Genomic DNA, 18,382 nt, shown 5'->3' on the forward strand with positions numbered 1-18,382 from the left:
CCCTCGTCCTTGCTGGCGTCCGCGGCGCCGCGCGGCGCGCCGTTTCAGCCGATCTTGACCTGCTCGCCGTCGAGCTTCGCGAGCGTCCGCGCCGCGACGATCGTGTTCTCCCCGCGCACGGCCGCGAGCCCCTCCGCGCGGAGGTCGAAGACGCCCGCGCGCACCTGCTCGAGCGCCTCGATGAAGCGGAACGCCTGCTTCGCCCGCTGGACGAGGCGGTCCGCGCGCGTCTCGAGGCGCTCGGCGACGACGACGGCCTTCTGGAGGTGCGCGTCGAGCGAGCGGCCGACGAACCCGAGCTCCTCGATCGCCGCCGCCGCCGCCTGCGCGCGGACCTGGAGCTTGCCCGTGAACAGCCCCACCTCCCGCGCGGCGGCGATCTCGATCTGATCGCCCGCGCCGAGCCCGAGCCGGCCCGTCGCGTGCACCTTCAGGTCGCCCTCGGCGACGATCCGTGTCGTCGCCCCCGCCTCGCCCTCGAGCACCGCCAGGACGAAGACCTGATCGCCGTCGGTGGCGCAGAGCACGCGATCCCCCGCGTCGGGCGCGACGAGGCAGCTCTTCGCGCGCCGCGCCAGGACCGGCCCGCCGCCGAGCTCGATCAGGAGCCCCGACGCCGTGCCCCGGACGACGCCCGTCTCGAGGGAGGGCGCGCGCCGCGGCGAGGACGCGGGCTCGAGCGACGACAGATCCACAGCGGCCAGGAGGTCGTCCTGGGCGCTGTCGTCGTGTGCCACCGTCAGGGGCTCGCGGGACGCCGTGCTCTGCATCTCGGGTCTCCTCGGCCTGGCTCCGCCCGTCCAGGGCGAACGCACCACCAGGCCAGTTTCGTGGGGTTCTTCATGAAGATCAACGGGTTGCTGGCTGGGCGTCGCGCTCGCCGCCGCGCCGCGGCTTCCAGTCCTCGAGCGCGGCGAGCTTCTCGTCGTCGCCGAGCCAGCCCGCCCCGCTCGGCACCCGCGCGCCGTCGCGGCGGGCGCGGTGCAGCTTCGTGCGGAACATCGACGCGTGCGTGAAATCCGCGCCGGAGAGGTCGCAGTGCGAGAAGTCCGCATACGTGAGCTTCGCGCCGACGAAGCGCGCGCCGGGGCACGAGGCGAACGCGGCGTACGCCTCGACGAGCTCCGCGCCGGACAGGTCGGCCTCCGCGAGCACCGCCTTCTCGAAGATGGCGTTCTGGAGCCGCGCCCGCGTGAACCGCGCCTTCGCCGCCTTCGCCTCGCCGAAGAGCGCCTGCGTCAGGACTGCGTCCGAGAAATCGCAGCCCGACACGTCGACCCCGGTGAAGTTGCACTGCGTCGCGTCGCAGCCCGCGAAGCTCGAGCCCGCGACGCTGCCGCGCATGAACTGCGTGCGGAAGAGCCTGATCCCCTGGAACGCCCGCGCGCCGAGGTCGGACTCGAGCAGCGTCGTGAGCGTCAGGTTCGCGCCGTCGAGCTGCGCGGTGCGCAGGTCGAGCTTGTACATCGTCGCCTTCTCGAGGTTCGCGCGCGAGAAATTGGCGCCGCCTACCGTGACCTCGATGAGGTTCGTCCGGTCGAGGTTCGCCCCCTCGAACGAGGCGCGCTCGAGCGAGCACTTCGTCCAGGTCGCGACCGGCGCCTCCACGCCCGAGAGCGAGGCGCCCTCGAACGTCGACTCGATGAAGCCCACGCCGACGAGCTTCGAGCCCGACAGCACGGCCCCGTCGAGGCGGCACTGGAAGAAGGTCGTCAGGTGCAGGTCCGCGCCGGTGATGTCCGCGCCCGACAGGTCGCACTCCGAGAACGACGACTCCTTGATGAGCGCGCCCCGCAGCGCGCGCGGCAGGCGGACGCGATCGAACACCGCGCCCGAGAGATCCGCGCCCGTCAGATCGAGCCCGGAGAGGTCCTCGGCCTGGACCGGCTCGCCGTGGCGCACCTTGTCGAGCAGCTCGTCGCGGTTCATGTAGCGCCTCCCACGGCAGGAGCCCCCTGCCTGTCGAACCGGGTGAACTCGACCCCCGCCTCGGCGAACGTCGTCCGGCTGTCCCCGCGCGCGCGGCTGAAATCGGCGCGGCAGAGCTGCGCGCCCGTGAAATCGGCGCCGGCCATGCGCGACTTCGAGAGGAGCGCCTCGGTCAGGTTGCACCCGCGCAGCGAGGCGCGGTCGAGGTTCGTCCGGATCAGGAGCGCGCCCTTCATGACGGCGCGGTCGAAGATCGCGCCCGTCGCGTCCGCCTCGGAGAGATCGGTCATCGTCATCTGCGCGCGATCGAAGCGCGCGCCGCGCAGGTCCGTCGTCCGGAAGCACGTCTTGTCGAGCACCGCGTCGCGGAAGTCGGCCTCGGGCAGGCTGCTCTTGTGCATGGCGACCCCCTCGGAGAAGCGCGCCCCCGCGAAGCGCACCCGCGCCCCCGTGCAGCTCATGAGCGTCGCTTTGTCCAGCCGCGCGCCCGAGAAGTCCGCGCCCTCGAGCGCGCACTCGAGCAGCATCGTCCGCTCGAGGTTCGCGCCAGAGAGGTTCGCCCCGACGAGGCTCGCCTGGAGGAACGTGCAGGTCACGAGCTCCGCGCCGGAGAGATCCACGCCGTCCCAGCTCACCTGCAGCATGTCGGCGCGCTCGAGCCGCGCGCGCCCGAGCCGCGCCCCGGCGAGCCGCGCGCCCATCAGGATCGCCTCGGTCAGGTCGGCTTGCTCGAGCACGGCGCCCTCGAGGCTCGCCTTGCCCAGGTTCGCGCCCCGGAGGCGCGCGCCCGTCAGGTTCGCCCCGGTGAGGTCGGCCTTCGCGAGCACAGCGCCCTCGAGCGACGCGCCGGAGAGGTCGCAGCCGCGCAGGTCGGCCCCCTCGAGGAACGCGCGGTTGAAGCTCATCCCCCGCAGGTCGAGCCCGCGGAAGTCGGCGCCGGTGAGGTCGCGCTCGTCGAGCGGCTCGCCCGCCTCGCGCGCCGCATCGACGACGACGCGCGCCATCTGGGCGGCCTCGGCGGTCATCGGCTGGGCGGGGGGCGTCAGGTGCGCCGCGCCGCGGTAGCCCTCGCGCACGGTCTGCTCCAGGCGGACCAGCTGCTCGTGGAACGCCGGATCGGCGAGCATCGCCTCGAGCTCCACGTTGGGCACGCCGCCGAGGCGCCCCGCCTCGGCCAGCTCGGCGTACTGCTGGAGCTGCGCTCGGGCCGAGAACGACGGCGGGCCGCCCTGGGCCTCCTCCTCGGACTCGCCGCGCCGGAGCGCCTCCTCGGACACCTCCAGCTCCGCCGCCTTCACCTTCGCGCGCGCCTCGGCCTCCTCCTTCATGCGCGCGACCCTGGCCTCCTCCTCCTCCAGCTTGCGGGACGTGGCGTCCAGGTACACGACCAGCGCGTCGAGATCGTCGACGGGCGGCGGCGGCTCCGGCTCCGGCAGCGGCTCGTCGAGGCCGAAGCGCGCCGGGTCGATGCCGTCCGCCAGCAGCTCCTGGCGGCGGCGCTCCCGGTCCCGCTCCACGCCGCGCCGCTGGTTCTGCGCGGCCAGGTTCTCGCTCTTGATCCACTGCATGAGGTCGAGCCCGGCGATGTTCGCCGCGACGCCCGACTCGCGCGGCGGCATGAGGTCGCTGTCGCTGAGGCCCGCGATCGCGCCCCTGTCCTTGTCGAGCCGCCGGGCGAGCGCCTCGCGGTAGTGCTCGATCGGCCGCGGGCGGCCGATCTCCTCGCACGCGACGACGAGGTCGACGATGTCCGCCGCGTCGTCGTCGACCACGGGCGTCGCGCCGTGGAAGATCACGACGCCGAGGTTGGCCGAAGGGAACAGCCACACCGTGTCGCAGCGGACCGGGATCTCCGCGAACGCGTCGCCGGCCGCGTCGCGGCGGGTGACGAACACGCGCGCGCAGAGGCCGGGGAGCGCGCCCTCGATGCGCGGCCGCGACGGGTGCATGTTCTCCACGAGGAACGCCTCGTCGCCCCGGAAAGGCTCGGCGCTCGACTGGTCGCTCGGCGCGACGTTGAAGAACAGAGGGTCGACGTCCGGCGGCAGGCCGGGCGCCCACTTCTCGGCGTAGTCCGCGCCGTACGTCCCGGCGCGGGCGCGGCGCTGCGCGAACGTCACATCCATCGGGAGGAAGGACGCCGGGCCCGGCCGGTCGCCCGGCGAGCGGATCAGCGCGCCGTAGTGCTCCACGTTCGGGAGGGGCCGGACGCGCTGCCCGCCGCGCTCGATCTCCTCGATCCCCTTGCCGTAGGGGTTCGACGGATCCCTGGGGCCGCCGAGCGCGCGCGCCCAGTCGATGGGCATCTCCGAGAACGGCTCGGGCTCGGTGAAGCCGCGGCCGGTCCAGTACCTGTCGCCCAGCACGGCCAGGCGCTTGTCGATGGAGCCGAGCCGCGCGCGGACGAACGACGCGGCGACGCGGCGGCCCTCCGGGGCATGGCACCGGCCCGCCACGAGCAGCTCGCCGCGCGCCTTGGCGATGCTGTCGTCGAGCGTGATGCCGCCGAGCTCCGCCGTCGCGGCCTGCCAGAACGTCATCTCGTCGAGGAGCGCGCGCGGCGCGTCGAGGGGGAACGCGACCATCGCGCCCACGTGGAACCTGAGCCGGCGCGCGATCTCGACGACGCGCGTGAGCGCCGGGACCTTGAGGGGTTTAACGACTCGCATCCGCGCTCACAGCTTCGTGATGGCGATCTGGTGGGCGAGGACCGCCCCGATGATCGCGCCGATGGCCTGCTGCTTGAGGTAGGCGCCGGTCTGCTTCATCACGGCCCCGTAGGTGTACTTCTTGGCCCCCGCGTTCTCGACCTTCACGAGCGCGAAGTCGAGCTTCAGCCCGTACGCCGCCTGGTAGATGACGGCGTGGTCCGTCTTCAGGACGCCGCTCGCCCCCTTGTAGACGTAGAGCTCGTGCTTGTTCGGCGTGAGGTCGAACGTCATCCCGAGCACCTCCCACTTCAGGTCGGTGGCCGTGATCTTCGCCGAGGGCGCCTTGATCACGAAGCTCGTGTCGCTCTTCAGGTCGACGTTCCCGCCGAAGTGGCCGCCCCAGGTGGTGGCGACCTCCGTCTTCCAGCTCTTGTAGTCGTCGAAGTTCTCGGCCGTGACCTTGTGCTTCCACGGCCCGGTCACCGTCGACGAGCCCCCCGGCTCGATCGTCTGCGTGAGCTCACCGTGGACGTCGTGCTTCATCCCGCCGCTCGTGATGGTCAGCTCCAGCCCGCCGGTGATCGTCTGCTTCATCCCCCCGGCTTCGACGGTGTCCACGCGGCCCGTCTTGATCGTGGTCGTGCGCGTGGCGTAGTACGTCTCGGTCGCCGCGCCGGTGACCTGGAGCGTGTAGGTCCCCCCGATGCCCGCCCAGAGGTTGCACACCACCATGCTGGACTTGTTGCCGCTGACGTTCTCCCAGGAGTCGCCGCCGATCCAGGTGCCGCCGTTCCCCGCCGTCGTCTCGAGGTAGCTGAACTCGACGCTGACGAGGCTGCTGCCGGCGATCGCCGGGTCGGCGTTCTCGGGGGACAGGAACGAGCCGACCTGCGAGTCGCCGTCGCCCGTGTAAACGGACGAGTGGCCGCCGCTCGGGGTCCCCATGTAGACGCCCGTGCGGTTGTTCGGCGTGTGGAGGAAGATGAACTCCTTGCCCAGCTCGTCCTCGAGCACGAGCTGGTTGCCGCTCCCCGTCCGGATGATGTTCTGGCTGTGGTTGCGCTCGGCGACGACGCTCGGCCGGTGCGCGTTCGGCACGACGCCGGCGATGAAGGGCCGGTCCGGGTCGCCGCCGAGGAAGGCGATCATCACCTCGGTGCCCTTGCGCAGCGGGAAATGGAAGCCCTCGGTCGTCCCGCCGTGGGGCTGCATCATGCGCACCCGCGTCGAGATGCGCGCGTCGGGCAGGCCGCTCGTGTCGAACTCGAAGCGCACGAGGTAGCGGCCGTCGGCGTCGATCTGCGCGTACTGGCTGTCGGCGGGGCCGCAGACGATCGCGTTCTCGAACCCGTAGATGCGCGGCCACGGCGTCGCCTGCGGCGCGCGGAACTGCACGTCGGCCGGGATCGCGAGCAGCTTCATCCGGTAGATGTTCCTGTCCGACAGCCCCGTCAGCCGCGCGATCTCGGGCGTGATCCCGGCGACCGACGCGGCGTGGTGCACCTCGAGCGCGAGCCAGTCGTCGACGATGTCGTCCGGCTGGTCGTCCAGCGAGAACCTGTAGCCGGCGCGCGGCCCGAGCGCGTCGCCGCTGCCGCGGAGGGTGACCTCGCGACAGCCGATCGACTGCGCGCGCACCTGCGCGAGGCGCTCGGCGTCGCTCTGCATGAAGACGCGGTAGCCGTACTCGCGGATCGTGCCGAGCCCCTTCGCGGTGATGCTGCTCTCGCCCTTCACCGACGCCGACGGGTTCGAGTAGTTGTAGTCGGCGATGGTGACGCTCTTCGGGAGCCACTGCACGTCCTGCTCGATGTGGTGCAGGCCCGGCGGCGCGGTCACGTCCTCGCCGAAGAGCGGGACGTAGCGCACCGCGCCGCCGCCCGGGAAGTCGTCGTGCAGCCCGCGGTCGTCGACGATGACGAGCACCTCGCTCGACCCGTCGTCCGGGTGCTCGAAGTAGTAGTAGAGGCCCTCGCGCTCGAGCCACCGGTGGAAGAACGCGAGGTGCGTCTCGCGGTACTGCGCGACGAACTCCTCGGTCGGGTAGTCGCCCTCGTCGATCGAGAAGCGGAACTCGCTCGCCGCGAGCCCGCCGTTCGTGAGCGTCGCCGAGAGGAACTCCTTGACGGGCTGGTTCGTGAAGACGTGGCTGCGCCAGAAGTGGCGCAGGAGCCAGAGCTTCGGCACGAGCAGCGCCTGGTACAGCGACCGCTCCGCGTTCTGGTGCAGGAGGCGGACGCTCGCGATCACGCCGTGCAGGACGAGCGGGTCGATCCCCTCGCCCCGGTTCGCCCGGACGGTCGCCCGCTCGCCCACCGCCTTGCGCACGTCGGTGTTCGCGGGGACCGCGAAGAAGAGCTCGAACTCGTACGGCTGCGAGACGTGCTCGGTGCCCCGGAAACCGATGAACGTGACGCCGGCAAGCGCCGAGCACGTAAGCGAGAAACCGTCGTGACGCATGAAAGCCTCCCCATCCCTGGCATGGGCGTTAAGGGCGGAATTTCCGTGGTCCGCGGCGCGGCGTCAACGATCGGATGCTCGCCGACACATCGTCGTGATGGGAGGGGCCGGCGTGGGAGGAACACGCACCTGTGGAACATGGCGCCGGACGGCGGGGATCCGAGGGCGCGCGCCGCGGCGGCGCGGGGCGTGGCGGGCGCGCGCGCGGCGGCGGCGCGGGGCGTGGCGGGCGCGCGCGCCGCGGTTCACGGCGCGGCGGCGGACGCGAGCGCGGAGGCGACGCCGCGGGTGAAGGCGCGGAGGCGAGCGACGTCGTCAGCGCGCGGGGCGTGGGCGCGCGCGTCGCAGTAGAGGCGGCGGGCGATCTCGATCTGGAGCGCGTGGACCCCCTCGTCGCGGCGCGCGTGCCGCTCGAGGGCGTGGCCGCCCGGGAACGGTTTGTCGAGTGCCAAAGACAGGCCGTGCGCGCGCGCGACGTCGGCGACCGCGTCGCGCGCCCAGCCGGCCGCGCTGGCGCCGCCCCGCGTCCCGAGCACGACGTCGGCCGCGCCCGGAAAGAGGACGTCGGGGTACGCGTGCGCAGAGACGAGGATCGCGACGCCGTGGCGCGCGCGCGCGGCCGCGAGGCGCGCGGCCACCTCCGCGTGGTACGGCTCGAACACGTCGCGGACGCGGCGCTCGACCTCGGCGCGGGGCGGCGGGCCCTCGAACCACTGCTCGCCGCTCACCGAGCGCCGCCGCACCTCCCGCAGCCCGTAGGGGAGCTTGTCCTCGTACGGCGTGGGCACGCGCGGGGCGGTGTTGAGGTCGATGACGTAGCGGCTCAGCGTCGCGACGACGAGCGCGGCGCCCTCGAGCGCGACGTCGCCGAAGAGCGCGTCGGCCGCGACGTCCGCGTCCGCCTCGAGGGCGCGCGCCGGCACGCGGGTGAAGCGCGCCGAGACATCGTCCACGAGCAGGCCCGCGTGCGGGACCTCGACGACGACCGGCCCGGGCGCGGCGGGCTCGTGGACGCGGAAGGGAGACGGGGGAGACGGCGGCGCGGACATCGTTCCTCCGGGAGCTTGTCGCGACCGGGTGTACGCGCGGGACGCGCCGGAGGGCAAGGGCTCCCGGTCGATCGCCGCAGCCGCCGCGCCGCGCTTCCATCCGACGATCGCCCGCGCGCCGGTCCGCGTGTCCGCGAGGAGGCGACGCCGTGGCGGCGCCGGGTTTTTCGCACGGGCGCCCCGGTTTGCGCTCTCATGGCGGGCCATGGAACACCGGATCTGGCTGCTCGTGAGCCGCTACCACCTCGACGCCTGGCTGTCGTCGCTCCTGGTGGACGTCGTCGCGACGGCCGGCCTGCTCGCCCTCGCCGCCATCGCGCTCCGGCGGTCGCGCCGCGAGCGCCGCGCGGCCGCGCAGGCCGAGGCCTCGTTCAGGCCCGACGTCCAGCTCGAGCCCGGCGAGGCCGTCGTCATGGGCACCGTCGAGCGCGAGCAAGGGGCGGACGTGGCCGTGCGCGTCGAGGTCGAGCAGGAAGGGACCGAGGCCGAGAGCTCCGGCGTCTGGAGCCACGAATGGACCGAGACCAACCGCAAGGTCCGGGTCCACCCCTTCTACCTTCGCCACGCCTCCGGCGCGCGCATCCGGGTGGAGCCGGACGAGGACGTGATGCTCGTCGACGCGCTGGACGGCATGATCCTCGTCGATCGCACGAAGCGCGTCCGCGTGGCCGAGCTCGTGCCGGGCGAGGAGGTCTTCGCGGTCGGCGAGCTCCGGCGCGCGCCGGATCCCGAGGCGCCGACCGAGGGATACCGCGGGAGGGCGCAGGGATACCTGCTCGTGCCCCCCTCGTACGGGCGGCCCATGCTCCTCTCGTCCGAGCCGCTCGGGCAGCGGTTCGCGCGCAGGGCGGCGTTCCACCTGCGGTGGGCCGTCGCGGTCGCCGTCGCGGCGCTCGCGTTCAACGCCGTGTTCGCGCCCTTCCACGCGCGCCGCTGGCTGGGGGAGACGGTCACTGTCGGCGTGACGCAGCTGCGCGAGGACGACGCGGACGACGAGAACACCCACTTCGAGGTCTCGATGCGCGCCGCCGACGGCGCCGCCCTCTCGGATGAGGTGTCCCATAGCGACTTCGTCCGGCTCCGCGGGGTGGAGCGGCTCAAGGCGCGCTATGTCCCGTCGTGGAGGTCAGCCAGCACGGTCGGCCCCGACGTGACGGTCCATTCCGCCGCCTTCGTCGCCTTGCCGCTCTTCGGCGCCCTCGCGCTCGCCTACGTCCTCCGCGCGCACTCCACGCGACCCTGGTACGAGCAGAAGCTCGTCGAGCAGGGGAGCGGCAAGCTGCCAGACAGCGAGTCAGCCGCGCAGCAGGCCCCGAAGCGGCCGGAAGGCCGCCGCCGCAAGAAGCCCGCTCCGGGCTAGACAGCGCGACAATCCGTCAGCCGGACGACTGGTCCGGGAGCTTGCTCGGCGTCATGAGGGTGAACGCCGCGCCCCAGGGATCGGTGACGACCGACTGCCGGCCGAACGGCGTGTCGAACGGCGGGACCTGCACCTTGCCGCCCAGCTTCTCGACCTGCGCGATCGAGGCGTCGACGTGGGCGACGGCGAAATACGCCATCCAGTGCGGCGGGACCTCGGCCGGCCATTGCTCGTTCATCTGGAGCACGCCGCCCGCCGTCTTGTCTCCCTTGTGGAGCGTCATGTAATCGATCCCTGGCGCCTCGAGCTTGCGCGCCTCGAGGCCGAAGACGCGACAGTAGAAGTCCGCCGCCTTCCTGTGATCGCGGGTGTTGACCTCGTGCCAGAGCATCGAGCCGGGCTCGTGGATGACCTGCGCGCCGGTGTGGTTCTTCGGCTCCCAGACGCCGAAGACGGCGCCCGTCGGGTCGGACGCGACGAGCATGCGGCCGAAGTCCATCACGTCCATCGGCCCCGCCACGATCTGCCCGCCGCTCGCGCGGACGCGCTCGGCGAGCTGCCCGGCGTCCTCACCGTCGAAGTAGACGCTCCACAGGGAGGGAAACGCGGCGCCCTCGGGCCGCTTGCCCATGCCGGCCGCGCGGCGCCCGCCCAGGCTGCACGTCGTGTAGTAATGGAGCTCCGCCGGGCCGACCTCGAATGTCCACCCGAAGATGCTGCCATAGAAACTCAGCGCGCCCTCGAGATCGGGCGTCATCAGATCGACCCAGGACACGGTGCCCGGGGTATGTCGCTCAATCGTGCTCATGGAAGTCCCTCCGTCAGTGGCCTCGACGGCGCGACCCTACCACAGCTCACCGTCCCTCGAAGGCGCTCGCCCCGCCCGCGCGCGGCCCACGAGCGATGAACGACGAACGACGAGCCCTGCCTCCCGGAGCCCGCGTTTGGCGCGCTCGCGATCGCGCCCGCATCGCGGTAACGTCGCTCCATGAGAATGACCTTGCTTCGGCTCGACCAATCGCCGCGAGCTCCTCGCGTCCACCTCGGGGAAGGACGCGCGAGGCATGGCTTCTTTCTTCACCCCGCGGCGCGCGGCGGGCTCGTATAAGGGACCTGCACCATGAAGATCTCCGAGTACACCGCCTTCGACGCCCTGGGCCTCGCAGAGCTGGTCCGCCGGCGCGAGGTCACCCCTTCCGAGCTCATGGACGTGGCCTCGGCCGCGATCGAGCAGGTCAACCCTGCGCTCAACGCGGTGATCGGCTCGCTGCGCGAGGACGCGGAGCGGTCGCTCCGCGCGGGGCTGCCGGAGGGGCCGTTCACCGGGGTGCCGTACCTCGTGAAGGACCTCGGCATCCTCGTCGCGGGCACGCCGACCGGCATGGGCTCTCGCCTCTTCCAGGGCCTCGTCTCGCCCGCGGACGACGAGCTCATGACGCGCTTCCGGCGCGCGGGGCTCGTGTCGCTGGGCAAGACGAACACCCCGGAGCTCGGCATGAACGTGGTCACGGAGCCGGCCGTGCACGGGCCGACGCGCAACCCGTGGCGGCTCGATCGCACGCCCGGCGGCTCGAGCGGCGGCGCCGCCGCGGCGGTGGCGGCGCGGATGGTGCCCATGGCTCACGGCAACGACGTCGCCGGGTCGATCCGCATCCCGTCCTCGTGCTGCGGCCTCTTCGGGCTGAAGCCCACCCGCGGCCGCATCCCGACCGGGCCGGTGGAGGGCGAGGTCCTGCTGGGCTTCGCCACCGATCACGCGTTGACGCGCTCGGTGCGCGACAGCGCGGCGCTGCTCGACGCCATCGCCGGGCCCGACCCGGGCACGCCGTACTTCGCGCCGCCGCCCGCGCGGTCGTTCCTCGAGGAGGCGCGCACGCCGCCGGGGCGGCTGCGGATCGCGTTCACCGACGCCACCTGGAGCGGGGCGGCGGTGCACGACGAGTGCAAGCAGGCGGTGCGCCGGGCCGCGGCGCTGTGCGAGCAGCTGGGGCACGAGGTCGTGCTGGCGCGGCCGGAGATCGACTGGGAGCGGGTCCGCATCGCCTTCCGCATGCTGCTGTCGTACCAGGCGCACCTGTTCGACCGCGTCTGCCCGGTGCTCGGACTCGCGCCGGGGCGCGACGCGGTGGAAGCGACGACGCTGACCATGGCCGAGGCCGGCCGGCGGATGAGCGCCGTGGATCTGCACGACGTGCTCGTGGCGCGCGACCAGATCTCGCGGCAGGTGGGGCAGTTCTTCACGGAGTTCGACGTCCTGCTCACGCCGACGCTGACGACGCTCCCGATCCCGCCGGGCACGCTCAACGCGAACGACCCGAGCGTCGGCGCCGAGGCCTGGCTCGACCAGATCTTCGCCTTCGCGGCGTTCACGCCGCTGTTCAACGTGACGGGGGGCCCGGCGATGTCGGTGCCGCTCCACGTGAGCGCCGACGGCCTGCCGGTGGGCGTGCAGTTCGCGGGCCGGTACGCGGACGACGCGACCCTGCTGCGGCTCGCGGGTCAGCTCGAGCAGGCCGCGCCGTGGGACCGGCGCCGGCCGCGGATCTGCGCGGCGTGAGCGCCGGAGGGCTCTCCAGGTCGCGGCTCGGCCGCATGCGCGACGTCATGACCGGCCATGTCGAGCGCGGCGACGTGCCGGGCCTCGTCCTGCTGGTCAGCCGGCGGGGCGAGGTGCACGTCGACGCCATCGGCACGAAGGCGGTCGGCGGCAGCGACCCGATGCGGCGCGACACGATCTTCCGCATCACCTCGATGACCAAGCCGGTCACGGCCGTGGCCGCGATGATCCTGGTGGAGGAGCGTGCTGATCGCGCGCGCCTCGGGCCAGCCGCTGGAGACGTTCTTCCGCGAGCGCATCTTTGAGCCGCTCGGCATGAAGGACACCGGCTTCAGCGTGCCGGCGGACAGGCTCGACCGTTTCGCGACGAGCTACTGGGTCAACGACCAGACCGGGGCGCTCGAGCTGCATGACGGCGTCGAAGACAGCCAGTGGAGCCGCCCGCCCGCCTTCCCGGACGGCAGCGCGGGGCTCGTCTCGACGATCGACGACTACCTGGCCTTCGGTCAGATGATGCTGAACAAGGGGAAGCTCGGGCGCGAGCGCATCCTGTCGAGGCCCTCGGTCGAGGCGATGACCACGGACCAGCTGACGCCCGAGCAGAAGGCGGCGTCCGGCTTCTTCCCCGGCTACTGGGACAGCCGCGGCTGGGGGTTCGGCGTGTCCATCGTCACCCGGCGCGACGACATGACGGCGGTCCCCGGCCGGTATGGCTGGGACGGCGGTTATGGCACGTCCTGGAGCTCCGACCCCGGGGAGGACCTGGTCGGGATCCTGATGACCCAGCGCGCCGGATTCCCCCTCTTCTCGAGCGTCTATCTCGACTTCTGGACCTCGGTCTACCAGGCGATCGACGACTGACGCCCGGGTCTCGCCGGGGGCGGTCGAGCGGGCCCGCCCGTCTCCTCCGCCCCGGCGCCGTCCTGGTCAGTACTCGGTGTTGCCCGACGTGGTGATGTTCGAGGACTTCACGCCCATGAACAGCTCGTCACCGATGTTGCTGTAGCGGGTGTTCGTCATCTTGACGGTGCTGGAGCTGCTGTCCGTCCTGAAGATGGACTCCTTCATCTTCGAGATGTCGCACCTGTCGATGACGACATCGACCTTGAAGTCGGTGCCGCCGTTCTGGCGGATGAACTTGCCGGCGCTCTCGGCCTTGAAGTTCGAGACCTTGAACGTGCTGGCCGCGTTGATCTGGAACACCTTGTCCTCGCCGTTCTTCGCGGAGCCGCCGTTCAGGACCACGGTGCCGGACTTCTTGATCGTCATGGCGTCCTCGCCGATGTCCTCCCAGACGATGTTCTCGAGCGTGACGTTGCCGTAAGTGTGGATGCCGTCGGCGGCCGGCGCGCCGAGGACGACGTTCTTCAGCTTCGCGCCTTCCTCGAGGCGGAACACAGGCTTCTGCCCCTCCTTCTGGCTGCCGTCCCCGAGCGTGTCCTTGTCGGCGATGTACCGCTTGCCGCCGCCGTCGAACGTCTCGCCGGCCTTGACGATGATGGTCGAGCTCACGACGCCGCCGTCACCGGGCGTCGTGGTGCCGCCCGAGTCGCCGCCGGAATCACCGCCCGAGTCGCCACCCGAGTCGCCGCCCGAGTCGCCGCCCGAGTCGCCGCCCGAGTCGCCGCCGTCGGCCGGCACGAGCTCGATGTAATCGACCTTCAGGTCGTAGCCCGAGGCGGAGGAGCTCTTGCCCTTGCACTTCAGCGTGAACTCGACGTCGCCGGAGAGCGACTTCTCCCCGAGCGTCGCGGTCGTCCAGCTGTCGCCCGTGGAGGAGGCGTAAGCGTCGAAGGACTTCACCGAGGAGCCCTTCACCCTGAGCTCGTACTTGCCGTACACGTTCCGCTTCGCGTAGCGGAGGACGATCTTGTACTTGCCCGACGCGACCGACGTCGAGAACTTGAACGTATCGCCGCTCTGGTTGGCGCGGAGCTTCACGTTGTCCGCGTTGGTCTCGATCCTGTCCCCGGAGGAGATCGACCAGGACTGCGCCTCGGCCTCGATCTTGACGGCGCTGAGCGCGTCGCTCAGGGAGTCCACGTCCACGGAGGCATCGTCCGACGCGAGGCAGCCCACGAGACCGAGCGAGAGCAGCGTCCCCAGAGCACAGGTCAATTTCAAGCTCATGATCATGTCCCTCATTGGTTGACTTTCCACACGACCGCCCGAATTTTTTCGTAGAATTCGAGGGGATGCCTCAGGGTTGAAACCCCAGGAGTCGATCGAGGAGCGGGGGGCATACATCGATGAGCTCTCCTCGCTTCCCGTGAAACCCGGGCTGTCTCACGACGGTTTCAGCCTGCTCGGCGGTCGAGCGCTCCGCGCGCTTCAGCCCGACGCAGCGCCCTGCCGCGCGGTTCACCAGCGCTTCGTCCAGTACTTCGTTGCAACGCTCGGGCCACGGAGCGCCGTCGCCACGATCGACGGAACAGCGCGTTTTCGCTGCATTTTTCCGCCGAGAGACGGCCGCCTCCCCGCGCTGGCCGAGAGCCGCGCTCGCCGCTCGCCCGGCCCTGTCATGCTGGACTGTACACGACGTCAACCGGAGGTTGACAGGTGGAGCCCGCCGGCGGCCACAGCAGCGCGAGCGCGCGTCCTGGCGCTGCGGCTGCGCGGCGCCAGAGCGAGCTGCCGGCGAACTCGCGGCAGAATGGCAATCTCGGGGCAGATCCGGGAAAGGTGAGCTGCGCCCCGATGCGGCCGTTCCTGCTCTTTTCCGCGCGTGGCGGACCTGTTACACACGGCCTCGATGGCTGACTTCTCGCCCCCGAAGAAGCACGCCGCTGGCGCCGACGTCGCCCACGCGACCGCCCGCCTCATCGAGGAGCACCGCGCCGCGCTGACCGGCCATTGCTACCGCATGCTCGGGTCGGCCGCGGAGGCCGACGACGCGGTCCAGGAGACGATGGTGCGCGCCTGGCGCAGCCTGGACCAGTTCGAGGGGCGCGCGGCCCTGCGCACCTGGCTGTACCGCATCGCCACGCACGTGTGCCTCGACGCCCTGAACGAGCGCAGCCGCCGCGCGCGCCCGATGGAGCTCGGCCCGCCCAACGCGCTCGAAGGGCCGCTCACCACCCTGCCCTCGTACCGGTGGGTCGAGCCGATCCCGGACGTGCGGGCCGTGCCCGCCGACGCCGATCCCGCCGAGCTCGTCGCCCTGCGCCAGAGCATCCGCCTCGCGTTCGTGGCCGCGCTCCAGCACCTTCCGCCGCGGCAGCGCGCGGTCCTGCTGCTGATGGAGGTCCTCGGCTGGCCCGCCGCCGAGGTCGCCGAGACCCTGGACACCTCGGTCGCCTCGGTCAACAGCGCGCTCCAGCGCGCCCGGGCGACGCTCGCGACGCGCGACCTGACGGACGCGCGCGCGCCGCTGTCCGACGCGCAGGCCGTGCTGGTCGACCGCTACGTCGACGCGTTCGAGCGGTACGACGTGACGGCGCTGACGGCGCTGCTCCACGAGGAGGCGACGCTGTCGATGCCGCCGTACGCGCTGTGGCTGCGCGGCCAGGAGCCGATCCGCGGCTGGCTGCTGGGGCCGGGCGCGGGCTGTCGCGGGTCGCGCCTGGTGCCGACGGCGGCGTGCGGCTCGCCTGCGTTCGGGCAGTACCGGCCCCCCGGCGAGCCCGGGGGGCCCCACCGGCCCTGGGCGCTCATCGTGCTCGAGCTCTCGGGCACCCGCATCGCGGCGCTGAACTCCTTCCTCGACACCGAGGCGCTCTTCCCGCGGTTCGGCCTGCCCCCGGAGCTCCCGCCGGAGCCGCAGGGCGGCTGACGGCCGCCGCGGCGCTGCCGGGGCGTGTCGATTTTTTTCGACGCGACCGATGAACCCGACGCCCGGCGGGCGTCAGTACGTTCGAACTCACCACGTTCAAATCCATCGACGTTCGAATCCATCGCAACCTGGAGGCCCCCATGACAACGAACCGTTCCCGCAAGCTCTTCGTCAATCTCCCCATCAAGGACCTGAAGCGGTCCGTCGAGTTCTTCACCAAGCTCGGCTTCTCGTTCAACCCGGCATTCACCGACGACAAGGCGACCTGCATGATCCTCAGCGAGGAGGCGTACGTGATGCTCCTCGTCGAGGAGCGCTTCAAGGACTTCACCCAGAAGCAGATCTGCGACACCACCACGTCCACCGAGGGCATCTTCGCCCTGTCGGCCAGCAGCCGGGCGGAGGTCGACGAGCTCGTGAACACCGCGATCGCGGCCGGCGGGACGCACGCGCAGAAGGCCACGGATCACGGCTTCATGTACGTCTGGAGCTTCTACGACATCGACGGTCACCACTGGGAGGTGGCCTACATGGAGCCGGGCGCGATCCCGCCCCAGGAGTGAGATTGAGCGCCGGGCCCGTCCCAGGATGGCAATCCCCCGCCCCGCCGGCGCGGATCGGTGTTCGCCCCGTCGGCGCGGGGAGGAGCCCGGCGCGGCGGCTCAGAGCGCCAGCCTGACCTCGTAGCGAGCGAGCCAGTCGTTCAGCAGGAGCGCCTGCTCCATGCTGGACCGGGAGACCTCGTCGGCCGGTCCATCGAGATCCGCGGCGACGGCGCGGGCGCGGGCCACGTCGAGCAGCGGCAGCACCGGCGCGTCCTTCTGCTCGAGCAGCCTGGCGAGCTGGCCGCGGAGCGCCCGCGCATACGCGGGATCCTGCGTCGCGGGGTACGGGCTCTTGCGCCGCTCGATCACCGAGCGCGGCAGGAGACCGTCGGCCGCGGCGCGCAGCAGGCTCTTCTCGCGCCCGTCGAAGGTCTTCATCGCCCAGGGCGCGTTGAACACGTACTCCACGAGCCGGTGATCGCAGAACGGGACCCGGACCTCGAGCCCGGTCGCCATGCTCATGCGATCCTTGCGGTCGAGCAGCAGCTGCAGGAAGCGCGTCAGGTGCAGGTAGCTGATCTCGCGCATGCGCCGCTCCTTGCCGGCCTCGCCCGGCAGGCGCGGGACCTCGGCGAGGGCGTCCCGGTAGCGACCATCGATGTAGGCCTGGAGGTCGAGCTGACCGAGGAGCGCGGGGGCGAGCAGCGTGGAGGCGGAGCTCGGGCCCCTCATCCTCGTGCGCATGGCGCTCCACGGGAACGTCTCGGCCGCCACCGCCTCGGGGTCGTGGAACCAGAGATACCCGCCGAAGATCTCGTCGGCCGACTCGCCGGAGAGCGCGACGGTGGAGCGCTCGCGGATGGCGCGGAAGAGCAGGTACAGCGAGGCATCCATGTCCCCGAAGCTCAGGGGGAGGTCCCGTGCGCGCAGCACGGCCGCGCGCACGGCGGGATCGGCGAGCTGGACGGCGGAGAGCACGATATCCGAGTGGTCGGACCCGACGTGCCGCTGGACCTCGACGACGTACGGCGCGTCCGGCGTGCTCCGCAGCTCGTCCGCCTTGAAGTTCTCGGCCTGGCCCGTGAAATCGACGGAGAAGGAGCGCACCGGCCCCGCGCCCTCGGCGCGCAGCGCCCTCTGCGCGAGCGCGGTCACGGCGCTGGAGTCCAGCCCTCCGGACAGGAGCGTGCACAGCGGCACATCGGAGATGAGCTGGCGAGCGACGATGTCCTCGAGCAGCTCGCGCACGGTGCGGATCGTCGTCGGGAGATCGTCTGTGTGCGGCCGGGACTCCAGCGCCCAGTAGCGCCGCTCGGTGACTCCCTCCCTCCGCACGTGCACGACGTGCCCCGGGCGGACCTCGCGCATGCCGCGGAACACGGCGTTCCCAGGCGTCCTGGTGAAGGCGAAGAGCTCGCGCAGGCCGCTCACGTCGACCTCGGGCGGGGCGAGCGGGTTCGCGAGGATGGCCTTGGGCTCCGAGCCGAAGAGCACCCCTGTGCCGGTCGGCTGGTAGAACAGCGGCTTGATGCCCATCCGGTCCCGGACGAGCAGGAGCTCCTCCTGGCGGACGTCCCAGAGGGCGAACGCGTACATGCCGTTGAGGCGCCGGGGGAAGCCCGCGCCCCACTCCAGATAAGCGCGGAGGACGACCTCTGTGTCGCTCTGCGTCCTGAACTGGTGGCCGCGGGCCCGGAGCTCGCCGCGCAGCTCGCGGAAGTTGTAGACCTCGCCGGTGTAGATGAGGACGGCGATCGGCTCGCCGTTCTCCTCGGCGATCATCGGCTGTCGGCCGCCCTCGAGATCGATGATGGAGAGGCGGCGGTGCCCGAGGGCCGCGCGCGGGGCGAGCCAGGTGCCTTCGTCGTCCGGCCCGCGGTTCTTCATCGTATTCGTCATCTTCTGCAGGACGTCGCGCTCCCGCGTCAGATCGCGCGCGTGATCCACCCATCCAGCAATGCCGCACATGGACGATCGCCTCCTTGCAACGCTGCCGCGGCCCGGCGGCGAGCTCGGTGGGCTCGCCGCTCCTCTCGCGGGTCGCTCGTCGTTTGGACGC

General features: G+C 71.7%; 13 protein-coding genes and 2 pseudogenes. 6 read left to right on the forward strand and 9 right to left on the reverse strand.

The features are described from left to right. Positions 1-44: 44 nt before the first annotated feature. The 5 genes from WME89_RS31955 to WME89_RS31975 form a co-directional block, all read right to left on the reverse strand. Complete coding sequence (locus WME89_RS31955; RefSeq protein ID WP_438003452.1) at positions 45-770, reverse strand: DUF3540 domain-containing protein; 726 nt, start codon at positions 768-770, stop codon at positions 45-47. Between the two features lie 79 nt (positions 771-849). Continuing rightward, positions 850-1,929 (reverse strand): pentapeptide repeat-containing protein, encoded by a 1,080-nt coding sequence (locus WME89_RS31960; RefSeq protein ID WP_438003453.1) that lies wholly within the window; start codon positions 1,927-1,929, stop codon positions 850-852. Then, positions 1,926-4,598, reverse strand: a complete 2,673-nt coding sequence (locus tag WME89_RS31965) for a DUF2169 family type VI secretion system accessory protein (protein ID WP_438003454.1) — start codon at positions 4,596-4,598, stop codon at positions 1,926-1,928. The genes WME89_RS31960 and WME89_RS31965 overlap by 4 nt, the downstream gene beginning before the upstream one ends. 6 nt (positions 4,599-4,604) lie before the next feature. Then, a complete protein-coding gene (locus tag WME89_RS31970; protein WP_438003455.1) occupies positions 4,605-7,040 on the reverse strand; it encodes a type VI secretion system Vgr family protein in 2,436 nt (811 codons plus the stop codon). Positions 7,041-7,285: 245 nt separating this feature from the next. Continuing rightward, positions 7,286-8,089, reverse strand: a complete 804-nt coding sequence (locus WME89_RS31975; RefSeq protein ID WP_438003456.1) for an N-formylglutamate amidohydrolase — start codon at positions 8,087-8,089, stop codon at positions 7,286-7,288. A gap of 205 nt (positions 8,090-8,294) precedes the next feature. Between WME89_RS31975 and WME89_RS31980 the strand changes: the two genes are divergently transcribed. Further along, entirely contained in the window at positions 8,295-9,449 is a 1,155-nt protein-coding gene (locus WME89_RS31980; RefSeq protein ID WP_438003457.1) for a hypothetical protein, read from the forward strand. A gap of 16 nt (positions 9,450-9,465) precedes the next feature. Here the strand turns inward: WME89_RS31980 and WME89_RS31985 are convergent, their stop codons facing one another. Beyond that, on the reverse strand, positions 9,466-10,257 hold the full coding sequence (locus WME89_RS31985; RefSeq protein ID WP_438003458.1) for a VOC family protein: 792 nt from the start codon (positions 10,255-10,257) through the stop codon (positions 9,466-9,468). A gap of 312 nt (positions 10,258-10,569) precedes the next feature. On the opposite strand from WME89_RS31985, the gene WME89_RS31990 reads away from it, so the two are divergent. The 3 genes from WME89_RS31990 to WME89_RS32000 are packed head-to-tail and all read left to right on the forward strand — an operon-like array spanning position 10,570 to position 12,867. Continuing rightward, positions 10,570-12,006, forward strand: coding sequence for an amidase (locus WME89_RS31990; protein WP_438003459.1), 1,437 nt, complete (start codon positions 10,570-10,572; stop codon positions 12,004-12,006). Positions 12,007-12,041: 35 nt separating this feature from the next. Continuing rightward, positions 12,042-12,311 (forward strand): serine hydrolase, encoded by a 270-nt coding sequence (locus WME89_RS31995; protein WP_438003460.1) that lies wholly within the window; start codon positions 12,042-12,044, stop codon positions 12,309-12,311. After that, positions 12,250-12,867, forward strand: a complete 618-nt coding sequence (locus tag WME89_RS32000) for a serine hydrolase domain-containing protein (RefSeq protein WP_438003461.1) — start codon at positions 12,250-12,252, stop codon at positions 12,865-12,867. The genes WME89_RS31995 and WME89_RS32000 overlap by 62 nt, the downstream gene beginning before the upstream one ends. Before the next feature lie 66 nt (positions 12,868-12,933). On the opposite strand, the pseudogene WME89_RS32005 reads toward WME89_RS32000, so the two are convergent. Further along, positions 12,934-13,521, reverse strand: a pseudogene (locus WME89_RS32005) (pectate lyase); the annotation flags it as partial. A gap of 126 nt (positions 13,522-13,647) precedes the next feature. Further along, positions 13,648-14,253, reverse strand: a pseudogene (locus WME89_RS32010) (hypothetical protein); the annotation flags it as partial. 505 nt (positions 14,254-14,758) lie between these two features. Between WME89_RS32010 and WME89_RS32015 the strand changes: the two are divergent. Both WME89_RS32015 and WME89_RS32020 read left to right on the forward strand, forming a co-directional pair. Continuing rightward, positions 14,759-15,778 carry a sigma-70 family RNA polymerase sigma factor gene (locus WME89_RS32015; RefSeq protein WP_438003462.1) on the forward strand — a complete coding sequence of 340 codons (1,020 nt, stop codon included), beginning with the start codon at positions 14,759-14,761 and terminating at the stop codon, positions 15,776-15,778. A gap of 140 nt (positions 15,779-15,918) precedes the next feature. Beyond that, complete coding sequence (locus WME89_RS32020) at positions 15,919-16,341, forward strand: VOC family protein (RefSeq protein WP_438003463.1); 423 nt, start codon at positions 15,919-15,921, stop codon at positions 16,339-16,341. A 99-nt stretch (positions 16,342-16,440) separates the two neighbouring features. On the opposite strand, the gene asnB is transcribed toward WME89_RS32020, so the two are convergent. Further along, positions 16,441-18,291, reverse strand: coding sequence for an asparagine synthase (glutamine-hydrolyzing) (gene asnB / locus WME89_RS32025; RefSeq protein ID WP_438003464.1), 1,851 nt, complete (start codon positions 18,289-18,291; stop codon positions 16,441-16,443). Positions 18,292-18,382 lie beyond the last annotated feature (91 nt).

Source organism: Sorangium sp. So ce321, from assembly GCF_051530195.1.
In the GTDB taxonomy this organism is placed as follows: domain Bacteria; phylum Myxococcota_A; class Polyangia; order Polyangiales; family Polyangiaceae; genus Sorangium.

Excerpts from the sequence above, each read along its gene's own strand:
- WME89_RS31980 (WP_438003457.1), top strand. The coding sequence starts at position 8,295 with ATGGAACACCGGATCTGGCTGCTCGTGAGCCGCTACCACCTCGACGCC.
- WME89_RS31955 (WP_438003452.1), bottom strand. The coding sequence starts at position 770 with ATGCAGAGCACGGCGTCCCGCGAGCCCCTGACGGTGGCACACGACGAC.
- WME89_RS31985 (WP_438003458.1), bottom strand. The coding sequence starts at position 10,257 with ATGAGCACGATTGAGCGACATACCCCGGGCACCGTGTCCTGGGTCGAT.
- WME89_RS31990 (WP_438003459.1), top strand. The coding sequence starts at position 10,570 with ATGAAGATCTCCGAGTACACCGCCTTCGACGCCCTGGGCCTCGCAGAG.
- asnB (WP_438003464.1), bottom strand. The coding sequence starts at position 18,291 with ATGTGCGGCATTGCTGGATGGGTGGATCACGCGCGCGATCTGACGCGG.
- WME89_RS32015 (WP_438003462.1), top strand. The coding sequence starts at position 14,759 with ATGGCTGACTTCTCGCCCCCGAAGAAGCACGCCGCTGGCGCCGACGTC.
- WME89_RS31970 (WP_438003455.1), bottom strand. The coding sequence starts at position 7,040 with ATGCGTCACGACGGTTTCTCGCTTACGTGCTCGGCGCTTGCCGGCGTC.
- WME89_RS31995 (WP_438003460.1), top strand. The coding sequence starts at position 12,042 with ATGCGCGACGTCATGACCGGCCATGTCGAGCGCGGCGACGTGCCGGGC.
- WME89_RS32020 (WP_438003463.1), top strand. The coding sequence starts at position 15,919 with ATGACAACGAACCGTTCCCGCAAGCTCTTCGTCAATCTCCCCATCAAG.
- WME89_RS31965 (WP_438003454.1), bottom strand. The coding sequence starts at position 4,598 with ATGCGAGTCGTTAAACCCCTCAAGGTCCCGGCGCTCACGCGCGTCGTC.
- WME89_RS31960 (WP_438003453.1), bottom strand. The coding sequence starts at position 1,929 with ATGAACCGCGACGAGCTGCTCGACAAGGTGCGCCACGGCGAGCCGGTC.
- WME89_RS31975 (WP_438003456.1), bottom strand. The coding sequence starts at position 8,089 with ATGTCCGCGCCGCCGTCTCCCCCGTCTCCCTTCCGCGTCCACGAGCCC.